Here is a 16,476-nt window from a genome sequence, read left to right as displayed (position 1 = left end):
ACGCCGCGCGGTCCCCCTCCCCGTTCCGGGGAGGACTTGGACTACGCCCGCTCGATCACCGCGGTCACCAGCGCGATCCGCTCGACATCGGCATAGGCCGGCGTCTCTAGTTCCTCGCCGAACACGTCGGGATCGATCTCCTCGTAGCGCAGCCGGCAGCCTTCGGCGGCGGCGAGGTCGCGCAGCCGGTAGCGCAGCGCATCGCCGCCGCGGACGATGGCGCTGCCGGTGTAGAGCAGGAAGCGCCCGCCTGCCGCCAGCCGCGGCACGGCGTCACGCGCCATCGCGAGCGCCACGCCGGCGCCGTGCAGGTCACCGCCATCGCGATAGGCACGGCCGGCGGGATCGATGATGTAGGGCGGATTGGCGAGCACCAGGTCGAGTGCGCCGGCGATGCCCGACACGCCCTCGCCCAGCACGCAACGCGCATCGACGCCCGCCGCCGCCGCGTTCACCGTTGCCAGCCGCAACGCCTCCGGATTGATGTCGGTCAGGACGATCTCGACCGCCGGGCAGCAATGCGCCGCCGCGATCGCACCGGCGCCGGCCCCGGTGCCGATATCGACCAGCCGCGCCCCTTCCCGCTGCGGGCAGCGCCGCAATTCCTCGGCGATGAAGCGCGCGAAGCGGTAGCTGTCGGGGCCGAAGAACACCGCGTGCCGGTCGTCGGTGGGGTAGGCGGAATGCACCAGCAGGTCCGGCCCCAGCGTCGAGACGCGGACCGTGCTGCGCAGTCTGGCGCCACGCTGTTCAAGCAGCCCGGCGGAATCGAGCATGTCCCGCAGCCCCGCATCGAGCAGCGGCGGCGCGAAGGGCAGGCTCCAGCCGAAAATGTCCCGCAGATCGCCAGCGTGCTGCCGATCGCCCCGGGCCAGCACACGGGCGTGCGAGGCGGGCGTGGGGGTGACGAAGCAGTAGCGCCGCTCCTTCAGGAAGCCGATCAAAGCGTGTAGCGCGGCTGCCTGCCGATCGTCCGCCGCAGCACTCGCGGGCCGATCCATCACCAGACATTCCATGCGCACCTCATTTTATAAGACCTCCACCAACGTGCCGGAGAGCGAAGAGGCTCCGCCACGTCGCCGCGAGAAGTGCTTGATCCAGGGCAAGTGCCTTGCTCCCCGGCGCGTCAGGGCCTAGCCCCGTGCCATGCGCATCCTAGCCCTGGCCCTTGCCGCTTCGACCATGCTCGCCACCCCCGCCCTCGCCCAGCAGCCCGCCCCGGCGCCGATCCTCACCACGCCCGAGGCGAAGGATATGTGGACCTATGCCCGGCCGGAGGTCGCCCGCGTCACCCATGTCGCGCTCGACCTGCGCGCCGACTTCACGACCAAGACGCTGCGCGGCACCGCGACGCTCGACATCCTCGCGGCCCCGGGCACGACCGAGATCGTGCTCGACGACGACGGGCTGGTGATCGCGAAGGTGACCGACGCCGCGGGCAAGCCGCTGCCCTTCGCGGTGGGCGCGACCAAGCCCGATCTCGGCGCGCCGCTGACCGTGCAGCTGCGCGGTGCGCGCAGGATCGTGGTCCACTATGCGACCGTGCCCGGTGCCTCGGCGCTGCAATGGCTGGCGCCCGCGCTCACCGCCGGCAAGAAGAAGCCCTATCTGTTCAGCCAGGGCCAGCCGATCAACAACCGCAGCTGGATTCCCACGCAGGACAGCCCCGGCATCCGCCAGACCTGGTCGGCGACGCTCACCGTGCCCGCCGATCTGGTCGCCGTCGCCAGCGCCACGCGGATCGACGGCGCCAAGGGCGTGCCCGCCGGCAAGGGCTGGCACCACTTCCGCTTCCGCATGGACAAGCCGGTGCCGCCCTATCTGATCGCCTTCGCGGTGGGCGACCTCGCCTTCCAGCCCGTCGGCCCGCGCGCCGGCGTGTGGACCGAGCCGAGCATGCTGGCCGCCGCGGCGAAGGAAGTCGCCGATGTCGAGAAGATGATCGACGCGGCGCAGGCGCTCTACGGCCCCTATCGCTGGGGCCGTTACGACATGCTCGTCCTGCCGCCGAGCTTCCCCTATGGCGGGATGGAGAACCCCACCCTCACCTTCCTGACGCCGACGATCCTCACCGGCGACAAGTCGAACGTCGACGTGGTCGCGCACGAGCTGGCGCATAGCTGGTCGGGCAATCTCGTCACCAACGCTACCTGGTCGGACTCGTGGCTCAACGAGGGGTTCACCACCTATTTCGAGAACCGCATCATGGAGGCGGTCTACGGCAAGGAGCGCGCCGCGACCGATGCCGATCTCGAATGGGACGGGCTGCAGAAGGACATTGCCGATGCCGGCGGCATGGAGGTGCCGACGACGCGGCTGCACGGTGATCCGGGCGCGACCTTCGGCCAGCTCGACTACTTCAAGGGCTCGACCTTCCTGCGCACGATCGAGCGGATCGTCGGTCGGGCGCGCTGGGACGTGTATCTGCGCGGCTATTTCGACCGCCACGCCTTCCAGCCGCAGACCACGGCGGGCTTCCTGTCGGACCTGCGCGCAAACCTGATCAAGGGCGATGCCGCGCTGGAGGCCAATCTCCAGCTCGACCGATGGGCCTATGCCGCCGGGCTGCCGAACAATGCGGTGCATGTGCAATCGGCGACGCTGAAGGCGGTCGATGCCGCGCTGGCGGCGGTGAATGCCGGCGGGCCGGTATCGGCGGTCCATCCGCAGGGCTGGGCGACGCAGCAATGGCTGCGCTTCCTGAACGGCCTGAACCGCCAGCAGACCCCGGCGCGGCTCAAGGAACTCGACGAGACGCTGGGGCTGTCGGCGTCGAACAACGCCTATGTGCGCTCGGCCTGGGGCGAGCTGGCAATCGCCAACCGCTATGATCCGGCGGTGCCGAGCATCGAGAAGCTGGTCGGCAGCGTCGGTCGCGGGCTGTTGATCTACCCGATCTACAAGGACCTGATGGCGCAGGGCGACTGGGGCACGCCGATCGCGCGACGCTTCTACCAGGCCTCGAAGGCGAGCTACCACCCCACTGTTGCGGCGGGCGTGGCGAAGATCGTCGGCGCATACTGATCCCATGCCGCGCGGCGTCGCCAAGCGGGACCTGCCGACCAAGACCTGCCCGGTCTGCCAGCGACCGTTTGCCTGGCGGAAGAAGTGGGAGCGGAACTGGGAGAGCGTCGTCTATTGTTCGGAGCGGTGCCGGCGAGCGGGGAAGTGACTCAAATCTAAGCCCCTCCCCTTCAGGGGAGGGGTTGGGGGTGGGGCATGACTGACAAGCACAGGAGTCGCTCCCAGTTCAGTCCCCATCCCAACCCCTCCCCTGAAGGGGAGGGCAATCGCATTTGGAACCTCGCGACGACGGCACGTCCAAAACAATCGTCATCCCGGCGGAAGCCGGGATCCATTCGCGCTGAAATGGCGGTTCTTTCCCCCCGCGTCGAGGGCAATGGATCCCGGCTTTCGCCGGGATGACGGAGCAAATTTGCCAAATGCGATAGCCCTGCCCTGAAGGGGAGGGGCTAAGCGTTGCCCATCACTGGTACCGCAGCGTCTTCCCGAACCCGCTATTGGTCTTCGCCATCTTGGCGAGTTTGCGCAGATAGGCCTTCACCTCGCGCTCGAACCGCTGCTCGCTGCGCACCCCGGCGCGGTAGAAATCGTCCTTTGCCAGCAGGTCCTTCACCGCCTCGGCGAACCGCGCCTGGTCGTCGACCGCATCGCTGTGGCGGAACTGCTCGCACACCCATTCCTCGGCGGCGGCCTTGTCATAGTCGTCCTCGCGGTCGCGGCCGTAGCGATCCGCGACGTCCTGGTCCGAGCGCGCGGCCTTGATCCGGCGCTCGAGCCAAAGCCGGACCTGCGCCGGATCCCAGGGTGCCTGCGCCTCGCTCATCGCGCAGCCTTCGAGGCGAGTACCCAGGCCAGCCACAGCCAGCCGAGGATCATCGCCGCCCCGCCGATCGGGGTCACCGCGCCCAACCAGCGCGGCAGGCCCAGCGCCATCAGGTAGAGCGTGCCGGCGAACACCAGCCCGCCGCAGGCGAACAGCCCCGCTGGGCCGCGCGCGCCGAGCTGCAGCGCGACCAGCGCCGCCACCGCATGCACCAGCTGATAATGGCCGCCGGTCTTGAGCCATTCGACCGCCGGCCCCTGCGCGCCATGCGCACCAAAAGCGCCCGCCGCCACCGCCATCGCGCCCGAGAGCGCCGCCACCACCGCGATCCAGTTCATGCGTCCGCTCCCCGATCAGCCATCGCCGCGATCCTGCACCGCCGCGGCGGCCGCCGCGGCCTGGCTGAACATCCCGTCGCGCCCTGCATAGATGTCGCCGGTTTCCTTCTGCGCCTTCAGCCGGGCGAGATCGGTACGGCGATATTCGGCCTCGGTCTTGTCGATCTCGGCGCCGTCGACGCCCACCGCGTCCATCGCCCGGCGGGCCATCACGATCGCGCTCTCCAGCACCTCGCGCACCACCCCGGTGACCGGCGCACCCTTGAGCTTCATCACGCTGCGGCGATCATAGGCGCGCACGAAGATGCTGGCGTGCGGAAAGGCAGCGTGGACGCCTTCCACCACTTCGGTGTCCATCGCGTCGCCGTCCTGGCAGAACAGGATCAGCTCGGCCTCCCCCGCCCCCGCCTGGCGGAGCAGATCGATGCGGGTGCCGTCGCCATAATAGACCTTCATGCCGAAGCTGCCGGCGGTCTCGATCATCTCGACATCACGGTCGATGATGGTGACGGGGATCCCTTGCGCGATCAGCATCTGCGCGACGGTCTGCCCGAACCGGCCATAGCCGACGACCAGGGCGTTGGCGCCTTCCTGGCGCGGCCCGTCGGGCGTGGCGCCCGCCTTGGGCGGCTCGGCGCGCAGACGTCTGGTGGCCATCATCAGGAACGGCGTGGTTGCCATCGAGAGCGTGACGATCGCGCTGAACACGCTGGCCGCCTGGGGCTCGATCAGTAGCGCCTTCTGCGCCTGGGCGAACAGCACGAAGCCGAACTCGCCGCCCTGGCTGAGCAGGACGCCCAGCGCAAAGGCGCCGCGCGGCTTCATTCCGAACAGCAGCCCCAGCCCCATGATCAGCACCGCCTTGGTGGCGATCAGCGCCAGCGCCATGCCGGCGACGAAGAACGGCCGCTCGGCGATCGCGTGCAGGTCGAGCGTCATGCCCACGGCGACGAAGAACAGCCCGAGCAGGATTGCGCGGAACGGCTCGACATCGGCCTCCAGCTCGTGCCGGAAGGGCGAATCGGCGAGCATCACGCCGGCGATGAATGCGCCGAGCGCGGCGGACAGGCCCAGCGCCTCCATCACCGCGGCGCTGGCGATCACGGTCAGCAGCCCGGCGAAGACGAACATCTCGCGCTCGTCGAGATTGCCGATCAGCCGGAACAGCGGCCGCAGCAGGAAGCGGCCGGCGAGCACCAGCCCGACGATCGCGCCGACGGTGTAGAGCCCGAGCAGCCATCCCGGCGGCCCGCCCTGGTCGGCCGGATTGCGCGAGAGGGCCGCGACGATGGTGATCAGCGGCACGATCGACAGATCCTGGAACAGCAGGATCGCGAAGGCGCGCTCGCCGAACGGCGTGCGCAGGCGGCCGGCGGACTGGAGCAGTGGCAGCACCTGCGCGGTGGAGGAAAGCCCCATCGGCAGCCCCAGCGCCAGCGCCGCACCCAGCGTCGAGCCGGTCGCCAGCCAGACGATCGCCGCGATCGCCACCCCGCACAAGGTCACCTGCAGGAGACCAAGTCCGAAAATGTCGCGCCGCATCCGCCACAGCCGGCTTGGGCTCAATTCGAGGCCGACAAGGAACAGCAGGAGCGCGATGCCCAGTTCGGCAATCCCCATCTTGCCCTCGGCGTCGCCGACCAGCCGCAGGACATGCGGGCCGACCAGCGCGCCGGCGACGAGAAAGCCCAGCGTCGCACCGAGCCCGAGCCGCCGGAACAGCAGCACGAAGAACAGCGCGAAGCCGAGCATCGGCACCGCATCGACCAGCAGCGAACCGTCGGCAGCATGCTCCATCAGACGCGCGCCTCCGCCGCCTGCGCCGCGGCCTCGGCGGCCGCCTCGAACGCCAGCCGGATCGAGGCGTGGCGCCCGCGATGGGGCAGCGCCGGGGTGAACAGGTCCATGCCCGGCCAGTCGGGCGGCGTTTCCCGCGCGCCGGCAAGCCAGTCGGTCAGGGCATCACGCGCCGCCGCGATCTCGGCAGGCGTGCGGCCGACCACTGCCTCGCCGAGCAACGCGGCCGAGGCCTGACCCAGCGCACAGGCGCGGACCAGCATGCCGACCTCGGCAACCCGGCCGCTATCGTCGACAGCAATGTCCACCGTCACGCGGCTGCCGCAGACCGGCGAGCGCTTCTCGGACGTGCCGCCGGGATGCGCGAGCCGTTCGTGGTGCGGGATGGCCGCGGCGAGCCGCAGGATTTCGAGATTGTAGAGCGGCGCATTCATGGCCCCGATCTAGGATAGCCGCTGCCCAGTTGCGAGCGCGAAATACCCGTCTTTGGTATGGGTTGCGCGTTCGTGCAGGCGCGACAACGTGGCGCGTGACAGTGTAAATTCGGCACTTCTTGGCAAGCGCGCCACGCCCTTGCACGCTATCCTGCACGCACCGATCGACTCCGGGAGCATCGCCATGCCTGCCACCTTCCGCCACTTCGCGATCAATGCCGACGATCTGCCACGCGCCAAGCGCTTCTACGAAAGCGTGTTCGGCTGGCGCTTCGATCCCTGGGGACCGCCCGGCTTCTACCAGATCCACAACGCCGGCAGCGGGCTGATCGGCGCGCTGCAGGAACGCCGCGAGCTGGTGCCCGGCACGCCGATGCGCGGGTACGAGGCCAGCTTCGGGGTGGAAGACCTGCACGCGACCATCGCCGCGATCGAGGCGAACGGCGGCCGCATCCTGATGCAGCCCTATCGCATCGAGGGCGTCGGCGAGCTGGTCTATTTCGAAGACAGCGAAGGCAATTTCGCCGGGGCGATGCAATATGTGCCGGGGTTCTTCGATTGAGCGACGCCGAGGACGGGCTCGACGTCCGCAGCCTGGCGGCGACGTTCCGGCCCGGCACCACCCTTGCCGCGCACCGCCATGGCTGGGGCCAGCTGGTCTTCGCCACCGCCGGCATCCTGCACGTCCGCACCGATGCCGCGCTATGGGTGGTGCCGCCGACCCGGGCGATCTGGGTTCCCGCCGGCCTGAGGCACGAAATCGGCATGCAGGGCGAGGTGGCGATGCGTACCCTCTATCTCGCCGCGCACCGTTCGGCGCCGCTGCCGGGCGTGCCGACCGTGCTGACCGTCCTGCCGCTGCTGCGGGCGTTGATCCTGCACATCCTCGCCGTCGGCATGTTGCATCGGCAGCGGGATGAAGAGGATCGGCTGGCGGCCGTGCTGGTCGACCTGCTCCGCACCGCGCCGCACGAGGACCGGATGCTGCCCCTGCCCCGAGACGCGCGGGCGCGGCGGCTGGCGCTGCACTGGCAGCAGGCGCCGGGCGACCGACATAGCCTCTCGGACCTTGCGCGCGAAGCGGGCGGCAGCGTCAGCACGCTCCAACGCGCCTTCCCGCGCGAGACCGGACTGACGCTGGAGGCGTGGCGGCAAAAGGCGCGCCTGCTGCACGCGGCGGGGCTGCTGGCCGACGGCGCCTCGGTGACCGGCGCCGCGCTGGACTGTGGCTATGACAGCGTCGCGGCGTTCAGCACCGCTTTCCGGCGGCAGTTCGGTACGTCACCGGCGCGCTATCGCGGGCGGGCGGGCTGAGCCTTTCGGATCAGTTCTGGTCGCCCCGCGCGCTTTCGTCCGGCGCGTCCGCAGCCTTGTCCCCGCCGAACACCGGCGCGCCCTTGCGACGGCGGTCGACAAAGTCGCCGATCGCCGCGCTGGTGGTGTCGAGCAGCGGGTAGGTTACCGATTTGGTGATCCATTTCGGCCGGTGGGTGCGCCCGCCCTCGAAGGTGTCGAGCACCAGCATCAGCACGAGGAAGCCCATGCTCACCAGGATCAGCCCCTTGGCAACCCCGAAGCCGACGCCGAGCGCACGGTCGATCGGCCCCAGCATCGAGTTGCGCATCTGCCCGCCCAGCGTGTTGGCGATCAACCGCCCGCCGAAATAGCTGAGCCCCGCCAGCACCGCAAAGGCGAGCACCGCCGCGCCGCCTTCGGTCCCGATCATCGGCGCGAGGATCGCGGTAAGGCCGGCATGGAAGAACTTCACCGCGACGACCACGAGGATCCAGGCGAGAAACGCCAGCACCTCGGTGGTGAAGCCGCGCAGGAAGCCGAGGATCGCGGCGCCGGCGATGATCAGAAGGGTGATGATGTCGAGCCCGGTCATGCCCGCTCCATAGCAGCCTCGCGGCCTTGGTGAAGTGCCCGTGTGCGATCGCGCGCCCCCCGAACCTGTTCCCTTTTCGTTTCCGCTTCGCTACAGCCGGGCCATGGCAAAACTCCAGAAGCGCTATGTCTGCCAGGCCTGCGGGTCGGTGACCTCCAAATGGGCGGGGCAATGCGCCGATTGCGCCGAATGGAACACGCTGGTGGAGGAAGCCGGCGGCCCCGCCACGCCGTTCCAGGCCAAGCATCATCTGCAATCCGGCGGCCGGATGATCCAGCTCTCCGGGCTCGACGCCGAAGTGGCGCTGCCCGAACGGATGCCGAGCGGCATCGCCGAGTTCGATCGGGCGCTGGGCGGCGGCTTCGTCGAGGGATCGGCAACGCTGATCGGCGGCGATCCGGGGATCGGCAAGTCGACGCTGCTGCTCCAGGCGGCGGCGAAGATCGCCAGCCGCGGGCTGTCGGTCGCCTATGTCTCGGGCGAGGAAGCGGCCGACCAGGTGCGGCTGCGCGCGCGCCGACTCGGCCTGGGCCAGGCGCCGGTGCAGCTCGCCGCCGCCACGTCGGTGCGCGACATCCTGACGACGCTGAGCATGTCCGCCCCGCCCGACCTGCTGATCATCGACTCGATCCAGACGATGCATTCAGACCTCATCGAAGGCGCGCCGGGCACGGTAAGCCAGGTCCGCGCCAGCGCGCAGGAACTGATCCGCTTCGCCAAGGAACGCGGCACCGCGCTGGTGATGGTGGGCCATGTCACCAAGGACGGATCGATCGCCGGGCCGCGCGTGCTGGAGCATATGGTCGATACCGTGCTGGCCTTTGAGGGCGAACGGAGCCACCTCTACCGCATCCTGCGCGCGGTGAAGAACCGCTTCGGCGGCACCGACGAGATCGGCGTCTTCTCGATGCAGACCGAGGGACTGGCCGAAGTCGCCAACCCTTCCTCGCTGTTCCTTACCCAGCGCGACGAGAATGTGACCGGCACGGTGGTGTTTCCGGCGCTCGAAGGCACTCGGCCGGTGCTGGTCGAGGTGCAGGCGCTGACCGTGCGACTCGCCTCGGGCGCGACACCGCGGCGATCGGTGGTCGGCTGGGACTCGCCGCGCCTATCGATGGTGCTCGCCGTGCTCGAGGCGCGCTGCGGGCTGAGTTTCTCGGCGTGCGAAGTCTATCTCAACATTGCCGGTGGCTATCGGGTGCAGGATCCCGCCGCCGATCTGGCGGTGGCGGCGGCGCTCGTCTCCGCGCTATCCGAACGTCCGATCCCCGCCGACGCGGTCGTGTTCGGCGAGATCGCGCTCTCCGGCGAAATCCGCCCCGTGGCGCACGCGCCGCTACGGATGCGCGAGGCCTCCAAACTGGGCTTCCTGCAGGCACTCGCCCCCGCCAGCGGGCCGCAGGGCAGCGCCGACGCAGGCGGGATCGGCCTCAAAACCTTCAACCATCTCAGTCGCTTGGTCGAGAACCTCCTGGGGCGCTGATTATATCTTCATATTTGCGCATATATAGGTTACACTTCTTCCTGTTTTGATACAGGGGGGACAAGCCGGCGGAAACACTTGACGGCTTCCTCGTTGTGGTTCCACACGACAAGGGATAAGCGGGGAGACCGGCTCAAGTTGTTAAGTATTTGCTGCTAAACGTGAATAGTTAACGAGCCTTGTAGTTGAGGATCAGGGGTAAAAGGTGGGCAACGCCGCGCAAACAAAGGAAATGGGCCGTACGGGTGGACGCCCCCTGCGTCGACTCGGCATCGCCGCGGCAACCATCGCCCTTCTCTCGACCACCTCCGCAGGCATCGCCGTTCCGCCGATCGCGGCGGCGATACGCCATGCCGCCGACGCGGTTACCCTGCTCGCCGAGCGCTCGCCCGGCCTGCGCGCGGCTGGCGCGATCAGCACCAAGGGCAAGCGCGCGCACGCGCCCGAGGCTGCACCGATTCCCGCTGCCACCGCGCTCGAGAATGTCGTTGGGCCGAAGAGCTTCGACCTGACCGCCGAAGAGGCGCCAATGCCGGCGGCAGCGCCGCTGCCCGCCGATCTGTTTCCCGAGGCGTTGACCATGCTGCCATCGGCAGCGCCGGTCGGGCCGCTGTTTGGCGCTGGCGGCGGATCACCGGCCGGCAGTTCCGTCGTGCCGTTCGGCAGCAGTGGCGGCGGTGGCGGTGGCGGCGGCAATAACGGTGGCGGTGGCAACCCGCCGCCCCCGCCCCCGCCCCCCTCGCCGGTGCCGGAACCGATGGCCTGGGCCATGATGATCACCGGCTTCGCGCTGATCGGCAGTACCCTGCGCGGCAGGCGGCGGGAGCGCGCCGGTATCTGATGGCATCGCGTGTTGCGATCGGACGGTGGGTCTCGGCGGGCACGCTCGTGCTGCTGCTGGGCGCCCTGGCGGCCAAGCCGGTGGCAAAGATCCTGTCGCGGTCGGACGCGCCGCCTCTGGTCCTTGCCCCACCCCCGAACGACGGCGACGCAAGTCCGCGCATCCGGTTCGAAAACGGTCAGTTCCAGCAGTTGCGCCAGGGCGATGGCAGCGCCCACACCATCCGCAGCCTGTTGCGGGTGCCCGGGCGCATGCAGTTCGGCGACTTTGCCTGGAACGATCGCGATGTTCCTCCGGGGAGGATCTGGTTGCGGGTCGATCTCTCGCGGCAGATCCTCTCGGTATTTCGCGGGGAGCATGAAATTGGCACCAGCGTGATCCTCTACGGCCAGGACGCGACGCCGACCCCGACTGGCGACTTCCCGATCCGGGGGATGGAAAAGAACCATCGCTCGAACAGCTATGACGCGCAGATGCCCTTCACGCTGTGGCTGACCGGCGACGGGGTTGCGATCCACGGCAGCGACGTTCGCGAGGGGCTCGCCACCCATGGCTGTATCGGCGTGCCGCTCGGCTTTGCCCAGCGGCTGTTCGGCGTGGTGAAGCGCGGCGACCTGGTGTCCGTATTGTCCTGATCGCGATCAGGGCTGGCCGGGCAGGCCACCCGCCGGGCCGTCATTCTGCGCCAGCGCGGTATGCACCGAGGTGCCGTTGCGCGTGCGGCTGACGTCGATCACGCACATGTGCCCGTAGCGAAGATGGGCGCCGCAGCCGACTCCGGCATAGCGCAGCTCGCGGTTGAACAGCAGCGCGCGGTGCCCGCGATCGGCGACCCCGTCGTCGATCACCAATTGCCGCACCACGTCTTCGGCATCGGCATAGCCATAGGAGATTTCCTCGCCGACCAGCCGCCCGCCGCCGCGCCGCGCGACCCGGTCGCCGGGCGAGGCACCGTCGGGCGAGAAATGGCCGCGCGTGCCGAGCGCGCCCTGCAGCACGACATGGTCGCGCGCCGCCAGATCAAGCAACTGCCCGCGGCTGAGCGGCGGCAGCGGGGTCTGGCTTTCGAGATAGGCGATCGCCTCGTCAAGCGCGCCGACCCCCTCCTGCGTCAGCAACCCGTTCTCGCGGCCGGGAAGATACAGCATCTTGCCGACGAAGCGGACGCGCAGCTGGCGCAGGCGCGCGGCATAGCCGCCGGGATCCTGGCGGACATAATTGATCCGGTCGAGTACCTGATCCTCCAGTGCGGGCACGTCGTTGGCGGCGGCAAGCAACAGACTACCGCTCGAAAGAATGACCCGCATCAGGATACGCAGTCGCATCACAAGACACCTTCTGGACACAACCCAGACAAAGCCTGGTACTGAGGTCCAACGATGCCACCAGGTCGGTAAATTTTGCTTTACGATCGTGGTTTTTGGGTAAAGTTAAATGATCATTAAGTATCGAACGCCGGGCGAGCACTGGCCAGATCACGACACGGTGCTGGATGCTATCGCGGTTGCCGCATGCGCAACTAGGAAACACAGGCTGTTCTTCGGCTGCGCCCGCTGGCACATCGCTGGCGATGTCCAAAATGACTCTCCGCCCGATGCAGCCCGACGACCTTGCGCAAGCGCTGGTCCTGCAGGAACAAGTCTATCCCGCCTTTCTGGTCGAGCCGGCCGAAGCCTTTGCCAGCCGCCTCGCCGTGGCCGCGCCCTATTGCCTCGTCGCCGAGCGCGACGGCGTGCTTCTCGGCTATCTCCTCGCGCATGGCTGGCCGTGCGAGACACCGCCGCCGGTAGGCGCGGTGCTGGATCCGGCGCAGCGTGGCGACACACTGTTCCTGCACGATCTCGCGGTGGCCGCGGCCGGGCGTGGGGGCGGGATCGGCGAAGCGCTGGTCGCCCGCGCCTTCGCCCTCGCCGCTGCCAATGGCCTCCGCCGCGCCGAGCTGATCGCGGTGGAAGGGGCGGCCGCCTATTGGGAACGACTTGGCTTCCTCCCCGTGCCGACCTCGCCGGCGCTCGCCGCCAAGGTGGCGGGCTATGGAACGACGGCGCGATGGATGGCGCGGCCTATCATGCCGGGCGACGATGGATTCGGCGGCGGGGCCCGGCTAGGCTGATCCGGTACCAAGATTCCGGGGGATACCTCTTGCGCCACACTAGCTTGATCGCCGCTTCGCTCGCCGCCCTGCTGCTTGCCCCGCAGGCGCCCGCCCAGGACAAGAAGGGCGCCGCCGCGGCGGAAAAGGCCGAAGCGAAGGCGGACGACAAGGCCGACCTGCCGCCGCTGCCCGACGACAAGACCGTCGCGCAGAGCGCGGTGATCGGCGGCCGGCCGATCCGCTACCAGGCGACGGTGGGCAAGCTGCCGGTCTATGACGGCAAGGGGAAGAAGATCGGCGAGGTCGTCTACACCGCCTATACGGTGCCCGGCGCCGGCCCGCAGCGTCCGGTGACCTTCGCCTTCAACGGCGGCCCGGGCGCCTCCTCGGTCTATCTCAACCTCGGCGCGGTCGGCCCGAAGCGGGTGCAGTTCGGCGACAAGGGCGATGCGCCCTCGGACGCGCCGCTGCTCGTCGACAATCCGGCGAGCTGGCTGGACATGACCGACCTGGTGTTCATCGATCCGATCGGCACCGGCTTCAGCCGCAGCCTGATCGACGAGGATGCGACCAAGAAGGCGTTCTACGCGACCGAGCCCGACGTGAAGTATCTGTCGCGCATCGTCTATGACTGGCTGGTCAAGAACGAGCGGTTGCGCTCGCCCAAGTTCGTGATGGGCGAGAGCTATGGCGGCTATCGCGCGCCGCGCATCGCCTATGAACTGCAAACCCAGCTCGGCGTGGGCGTGAACGGCATCGTGATGGTCTCGCCCTATCTCGATCCCGCCGCGACCGCGGGCTCGGACGCGCTCTCTCCCCTGCCCTGGATGATCAATCTGCCGTCGATGGCGGCCGGGCATCTCGAGCGCGAAGGCAAGCTGACCCCGCAGGCGATGGCGGGAATCGAGGCCTATACCCGCGGCGCCTTCGCCACCGATCTGCTCGCCGGCCGCTCGGACCCGCAGGCGACGGCGCGACTGGGCGCCAGGGTGGCGGAGCTGACCGGGCTCGATCCCAAGCTGGTGGCGCGGCTCGACGGACGCATCGACGAGGGCACCTATCTGCGCGAAGTGCACCGCGACGACGGCAAGATCGGCAGCGTCTATGATTCGAACGTCGACGCCTTCGACCCCTTTCCCAATTCCGCCGAGCGCAAGTCCGGGGACCCGATCCTCGAGGGCATCATCGCGCCGACGACCAGCGCGATGGTCGACTTCATCACCCGCGAGGTGGGCTGGAAGACCGGCGGGCGCTACAATGCGCTGTCCTTCTCGGTGAATTCGGCCTGGGACCGCGGCACGCCCGACGACGCCCCGGTGAGCGACCTGCGCAAGGCGGTGGCGAACGACCCGAAAATGGGCGTGCTGATCGCGCACGGCTATAACGACCTGTCCTGCCCCTATTTCGGATCGCGGCTGATCATCGACCAGCTGCCGCGCTTCGGCGTGGAGCAGCGGGTGAAGCTGGGCGTCTATCCCGGCGGCCACATGTTCTATTCGCGCAAGGCCAGCGCCGAGGCGTTCAAGGCCGATGCACGGGCGCTCTACGTGCGGTGAGGTCGTAAAACCCTAAGCCCCTCCTCCTTGGAGGAGGGGTTGGGGGTGGAGGGATTCCAGAACGTAGGTTGGTCTCGGTGAGACACAGCCCCACCCCAACCCCTCCCCTGAAGGGCAGGGCAATCGCATTTGGAACCTCGCGACGACGGCACGTCCAAAACAATCGTCATCCCGGCGGAAGCCGGGATCCATTCGCGCTGAAATGGCGGTTCTTTCCCCCCGCGTCGAGGGCAATGGATCCCGGCTTTCGCCGGGATGACGGAGCAAATTTTGCCAAATGCGAAAGCCCTGCCTTCAGGGGAGGGGCTAACGAAGGCCTCACCCCGCCTCCAGCTCGCTCTCCAGCTTGAGCACCCGTCCACCATCCGCCTGCTCCACCAGATAGGCCGGATTGTCCTTGGTCCCGTTGCGGACGATCTTCTCGCCCTTGATCGTGCGCTGGACGCGACGATCGAAGCGTTCGGCGACCTTGCCCTCGGCATGGTGGCCGCCCCAGTTCCAGCGCACCGCGGCGCCCTTGGCGAAATGCTTGCTCATGTGTGCCAGAACCGGCACAGCCCCATGACCGTTCCGTGACGCGGACATGACCTTCGCTTGCCCGGCCGCCCGCACGCGACTATGCGCGGCATGAACATGCAGCCAACCGATCTTCGCGTCGCGCTTTTCAGCGGCAATTACAACTATGTTCGCGATGGCGCGAACCAGGCGCTCAACAAGCTGGTCGGCTTCCTGCTCGATCAGGGCGTCACCGTCCGCATCTATTCCCCCACCACCGATACGCCCGCCTTCGCCCCCACCGGCGATCTGGTGAGCGTGCCTGCTTGGCCGGTGCCGGGCGGACGCGCCGAATACAAGTTCGCCACCGGCCTGCCCAAGAGTATCCGCGCCGACCTGGAGGCGTTCGCGCCCAACATGGTGCACGTTTCCGCCCCCGAGTTCCTCGGCCACGGCGCGGTGACCTGGGCGCGCAAGCACGGCATCGCCACGCTGGCCTCGCTCCACACCCGGTTCGAGACCTATCCGGCCTATTATCATCTCGGCTTCGTCGCGCCGGTGATCATCAAGCTGCTGACGCGCTTCTACAATCGCGTCGACCAGGTGGTGACGCCCGGCAATTCCACCGCGGAGCTGATCCGCGGCTGGGGCGTGACCACGCCGATCCGCATCTGGTCGCGCGGTGTCGACCATGACCGGTTCAATCCCGGCCGCCGCAGCCTCGAATGGCGCCGGTCGCTCGGCATCGCCGACCATGAGTTCGCGGTCGGCTTTCTCGGCCGGCTGGTGCTCGAAAAGGGCCTCGATATCTTCGCCGAGGTCTGCAACACGCTGACCGCGCGCGGGGTGCCGCACAAGGTGCTGGTGATCGGCGAAGGTCCGGCGCGGCAATGGTTTGCCGATCATGTGCCGGGTGCGATCTTCACCGGCTTCCAGCGCGGCGACGATCTCGCCCGGGCGGTCGCCTCGATGGACGTGCTGTTCAACCCGTCGGTCACCGAGACCTTCGGCAACGTCACCTCGGAAGCGATGGCGTGCGGCGTGCCCGTCGTCGCGGCGCGGGCGACCGGCGCGATCGACCTGATCGAGGACGGGGTGAACGGCTATCTCGTGCCGCCGCGCGACGTCAACGCCTATGCCGAGGCGATTACCCGGCTGATCGCCGATCCCGCGCTCGCCGCCTCGGCCGGCGCCGCGGGCAACCGCAAGGCGCAGGTGTTGGTGTGGGACAAGGTCAACCGCGCCGTGCTGGACAGCTATCTGGAGGTGCTGGCGCGCCGCGGCGACTGAACCGCCCGGCGCACCGCCCTCCTCCTGCGGTCGCTACTGCCAGTCGAACTGCAGTTCGCCCTCGCGGAAGGCGAAGCGGTCGAGATGACGCGCGACAGCGCCCTTCAGCCCCTCCAGCTGCTCCTCCGAGGTCGCGTCGACCCGCACCGCGAGGCCGGTCTCCGCGACGTCGAACGCCACCACCGCGTCACCGGGATAGTTGGCGCCGCGGGCATCCTTGGGGAAGATCACCGTTCCGTTCTCGGGGGTGAAGGTCACTTCGAGATTGTGCTGCCAATGCTTGCACAGCTGCTGGAGATAGCGGCTGGCATGCGCGGTCGGCACCAGCGCATGGGCGGTGAACGGAGCAATCGTCATTCTGGTCTCCTTGGCCGCGACGGGGACGAGCCCCAGCCGACGGCGTAACACCTCG

At 68.5% G+C, this 16,476-nt stretch carries 19 protein-coding genes; 10 read left to right on the top strand and 9 right to left on the bottom strand.

Features of this window, described 5'->3' with window-relative positions; all coding sequences use genetic code 11:
* Positions 1–41: 41 nt before the first annotated feature.
* Positions 42–1,001 carry a methyltransferase gene (locus SAZ01S_RS07835; RefSeq protein ID WP_245824712.1) on the bottom strand — a complete coding sequence of 320 codons (960 nt, stop codon included), beginning with the start codon at positions 999–1,001 and terminating at the stop codon, positions 42–44.
* Positions 1,002–1,146: 145 nt separating this feature from the next.
* Here SAZ01S_RS07835 and SAZ01S_RS07830 point away from each other — a divergent pair, with 145 nt between their 5' ends.
* Positions 1,147–3,024, top strand: a complete 1,878-nt coding sequence (locus SAZ01S_RS07830; RefSeq protein ID WP_084581702.1) for a M1 family metallopeptidase — start codon at positions 1,147–1,149, stop codon at positions 3,022–3,024.
* Between the two features lie 4 nt (positions 3,025–3,028).
* Positions 3,029–3,172 (top strand): DUF2256 domain-containing protein, encoded by a 144-nt coding sequence (locus SAZ01S_RS07825; RefSeq protein ID WP_084581700.1) that lies wholly within the window; start codon positions 3,029–3,031, stop codon positions 3,170–3,172.
* A 315-nt stretch (positions 3,173–3,487) separates the two neighbouring features.
* Here the strand turns inward: SAZ01S_RS07825 and SAZ01S_RS07820 are convergent, their stop codons facing one another.
* Genes SAZ01S_RS07820 through SAZ01S_RS07805 form a run of 4 tightly spaced genes read right to left on the bottom strand, consistent with a single transcriptional unit; the run spans position 3,488 to position 6,416 of the window.
* Entirely contained in the window at positions 3,488–3,847 is a 360-nt protein-coding gene (locus SAZ01S_RS07820; RefSeq protein ID WP_084581698.1) for a hypothetical protein, read from the bottom strand.
* The gene (locus tag SAZ01S_RS07815; protein ID WP_084581696.1) at positions 3,844–4,185 is read right to left on the bottom strand and encodes a DUF423 domain-containing protein; all 342 of its coding nucleotides are present in this window, start codon (positions 4,183–4,185) and stop codon (positions 3,844–3,846) included. Before SAZ01S_RS07815 ends, SAZ01S_RS07820 begins: the two co-directional genes overlap by 4 nt.
* A gap of 15 nt (positions 4,186–4,200) precedes the next feature.
* Complete coding sequence (locus SAZ01S_RS07810; protein ID WP_084581694.1) at positions 4,201–5,982, bottom strand: cation:proton antiporter domain-containing protein; 1,782 nt, start codon at positions 5,980–5,982, stop codon at positions 4,201–4,203.
* Positions 5,982–6,416, bottom strand: coding sequence for an iron-sulfur cluster assembly scaffold protein (locus tag SAZ01S_RS07805; RefSeq protein WP_084581692.1), 435 nt, complete (start codon positions 6,414–6,416; stop codon positions 5,982–5,984). Before SAZ01S_RS07805 ends, SAZ01S_RS07810 begins: the two co-directional genes overlap by 1 nt.
* A 184-nt stretch (positions 6,417–6,600) precedes the next feature.
* Here SAZ01S_RS07805 and SAZ01S_RS07800 point away from each other — a divergent pair, with 184 nt between their 5' ends.
* On the top strand, positions 6,601–6,978 hold the full coding sequence (locus SAZ01S_RS07800) for a VOC family protein (protein WP_084581690.1): 378 nt from the start codon (positions 6,601–6,603) through the stop codon (positions 6,976–6,978).
* A complete protein-coding gene (locus SAZ01S_RS07795; protein ID WP_084581689.1) occupies positions 6,975–7,730 on the top strand; it encodes an AraC family transcriptional regulator in 756 nt (251 codons plus the stop codon). The genes SAZ01S_RS07800 and SAZ01S_RS07795 overlap by 4 nt, the downstream gene beginning before the upstream one ends.
* A 10-nt stretch (positions 7,731–7,740) precedes the next feature.
* Here the strand turns inward: SAZ01S_RS07795 and SAZ01S_RS07790 are convergent, their stop codons facing one another.
* On the bottom strand, positions 7,741–8,304 hold the full coding sequence (locus SAZ01S_RS07790) for a CvpA family protein (protein ID WP_084581687.1): 564 nt from the start codon (positions 8,302–8,304) through the stop codon (positions 7,741–7,743).
* 103 nt (positions 8,305–8,407) lie between these two features.
* On the opposite strand from SAZ01S_RS07790, the gene radA reads away from it, so the two are divergent.
* The 3 genes from radA (at position 8,408) to SAZ01S_RS07775 (ending at position 11,263) form a co-directional block, all read left to right on the top strand.
* Positions 8,408–9,787 (top strand): DNA repair protein RadA, encoded by a 1,380-nt coding sequence (gene radA, locus SAZ01S_RS07785; RefSeq protein WP_084581685.1) that lies wholly within the window; start codon positions 8,408–8,410, stop codon positions 9,785–9,787.
* A 232-nt stretch (positions 9,788–10,019) separates the two neighbouring features.
* The gene (locus SAZ01S_RS07780; RefSeq protein WP_084581683.1) at positions 10,020–10,628 is read left to right on the top strand and encodes a PEPxxWA-CTERM sorting domain-containing protein; all 609 of its coding nucleotides are present in this window, start codon (positions 10,020–10,022) and stop codon (positions 10,626–10,628) included.
* The gene (locus tag SAZ01S_RS07775) at positions 10,628–11,263 is read left to right on the top strand and encodes a L,D-transpeptidase (RefSeq protein WP_084581682.1); all 636 of its coding nucleotides are present in this window, start codon (positions 10,628–10,630) and stop codon (positions 11,261–11,263) included. The genes SAZ01S_RS07780 and SAZ01S_RS07775 overlap by 1 nt, the downstream gene beginning before the upstream one ends.
* 6 nt (positions 11,264–11,269) lie before the next feature.
* Here the strand turns inward: SAZ01S_RS07775 and SAZ01S_RS07770 are convergent, their stop codons facing one another.
* Complete coding sequence (locus tag SAZ01S_RS07770; protein ID WP_245824710.1) at positions 11,270–11,953, bottom strand: CAP domain-containing protein; 684 nt, start codon at positions 11,951–11,953, stop codon at positions 11,270–11,272.
* A gap of 254 nt (positions 11,954–12,207) precedes the next feature.
* Between SAZ01S_RS07770 and SAZ01S_RS07765 the strand changes: the two genes are divergently transcribed.
* Both SAZ01S_RS07765 and SAZ01S_RS07760 read left to right on the top strand, forming a co-directional pair.
* Complete coding sequence (locus SAZ01S_RS07765) at positions 12,208–12,741, top strand: GNAT family N-acetyltransferase (protein WP_245824708.1); 534 nt, start codon at positions 12,208–12,210, stop codon at positions 12,739–12,741.
* A gap of 29 nt (positions 12,742–12,770) precedes the next feature.
* Positions 12,771–14,279: a S10 family peptidase gene (locus tag SAZ01S_RS07760; RefSeq protein WP_084581678.1), complete on the top strand. Its 1,509-nt coding sequence runs from the start codon at positions 12,771–12,773 to the stop codon at positions 14,277–14,279.
* 318 nt (positions 14,280–14,597) lie between these two features.
* Here SAZ01S_RS07760 and SAZ01S_RS07755 read toward each other — a convergent pair whose 3' ends face one another.
* Positions 14,598–14,816 carry a hypervirulence associated TUDOR domain-containing protein gene (locus SAZ01S_RS07755; RefSeq protein ID WP_084581676.1) on the bottom strand — a complete coding sequence of 73 codons (219 nt, stop codon included), beginning with the start codon at positions 14,814–14,816 and terminating at the stop codon, positions 14,598–14,600.
* A gap of 96 nt (positions 14,817–14,912) precedes the next feature.
* Here SAZ01S_RS07755 and SAZ01S_RS07750 point away from each other — a divergent pair, with 96 nt between their 5' ends.
* Positions 14,913–16,064 (top strand): glycosyltransferase family 4 protein, encoded by a 1,152-nt coding sequence (locus SAZ01S_RS07750; protein WP_167693101.1) that lies wholly within the window; start codon positions 14,913–14,915, stop codon positions 16,062–16,064.
* A gap of 33 nt (positions 16,065–16,097) precedes the next feature.
* On the opposite strand, the gene SAZ01S_RS07745 is transcribed toward SAZ01S_RS07750, so the two are convergent.
* Positions 16,098–16,421, bottom strand: coding sequence for a DUF2218 domain-containing protein (locus SAZ01S_RS07745; RefSeq protein WP_084581712.1), 324 nt, complete (start codon positions 16,419–16,421; stop codon positions 16,098–16,100).
* Positions 16,422–16,476: the final 55 nt, after the last annotated feature.

Source organism: Sphingomonas azotifigens NBRC 15497 (assembly GCF_002091475.1).
GTDB lineage: Bacteria > Pseudomonadota > Alphaproteobacteria > Sphingomonadales > Sphingomonadaceae > Sphingomonas > Sphingomonas azotifigens.
Note: the sequence above shows the minus strand (reverse complement) of the source record. Positions and strands in the feature narration are given on the sequence as shown.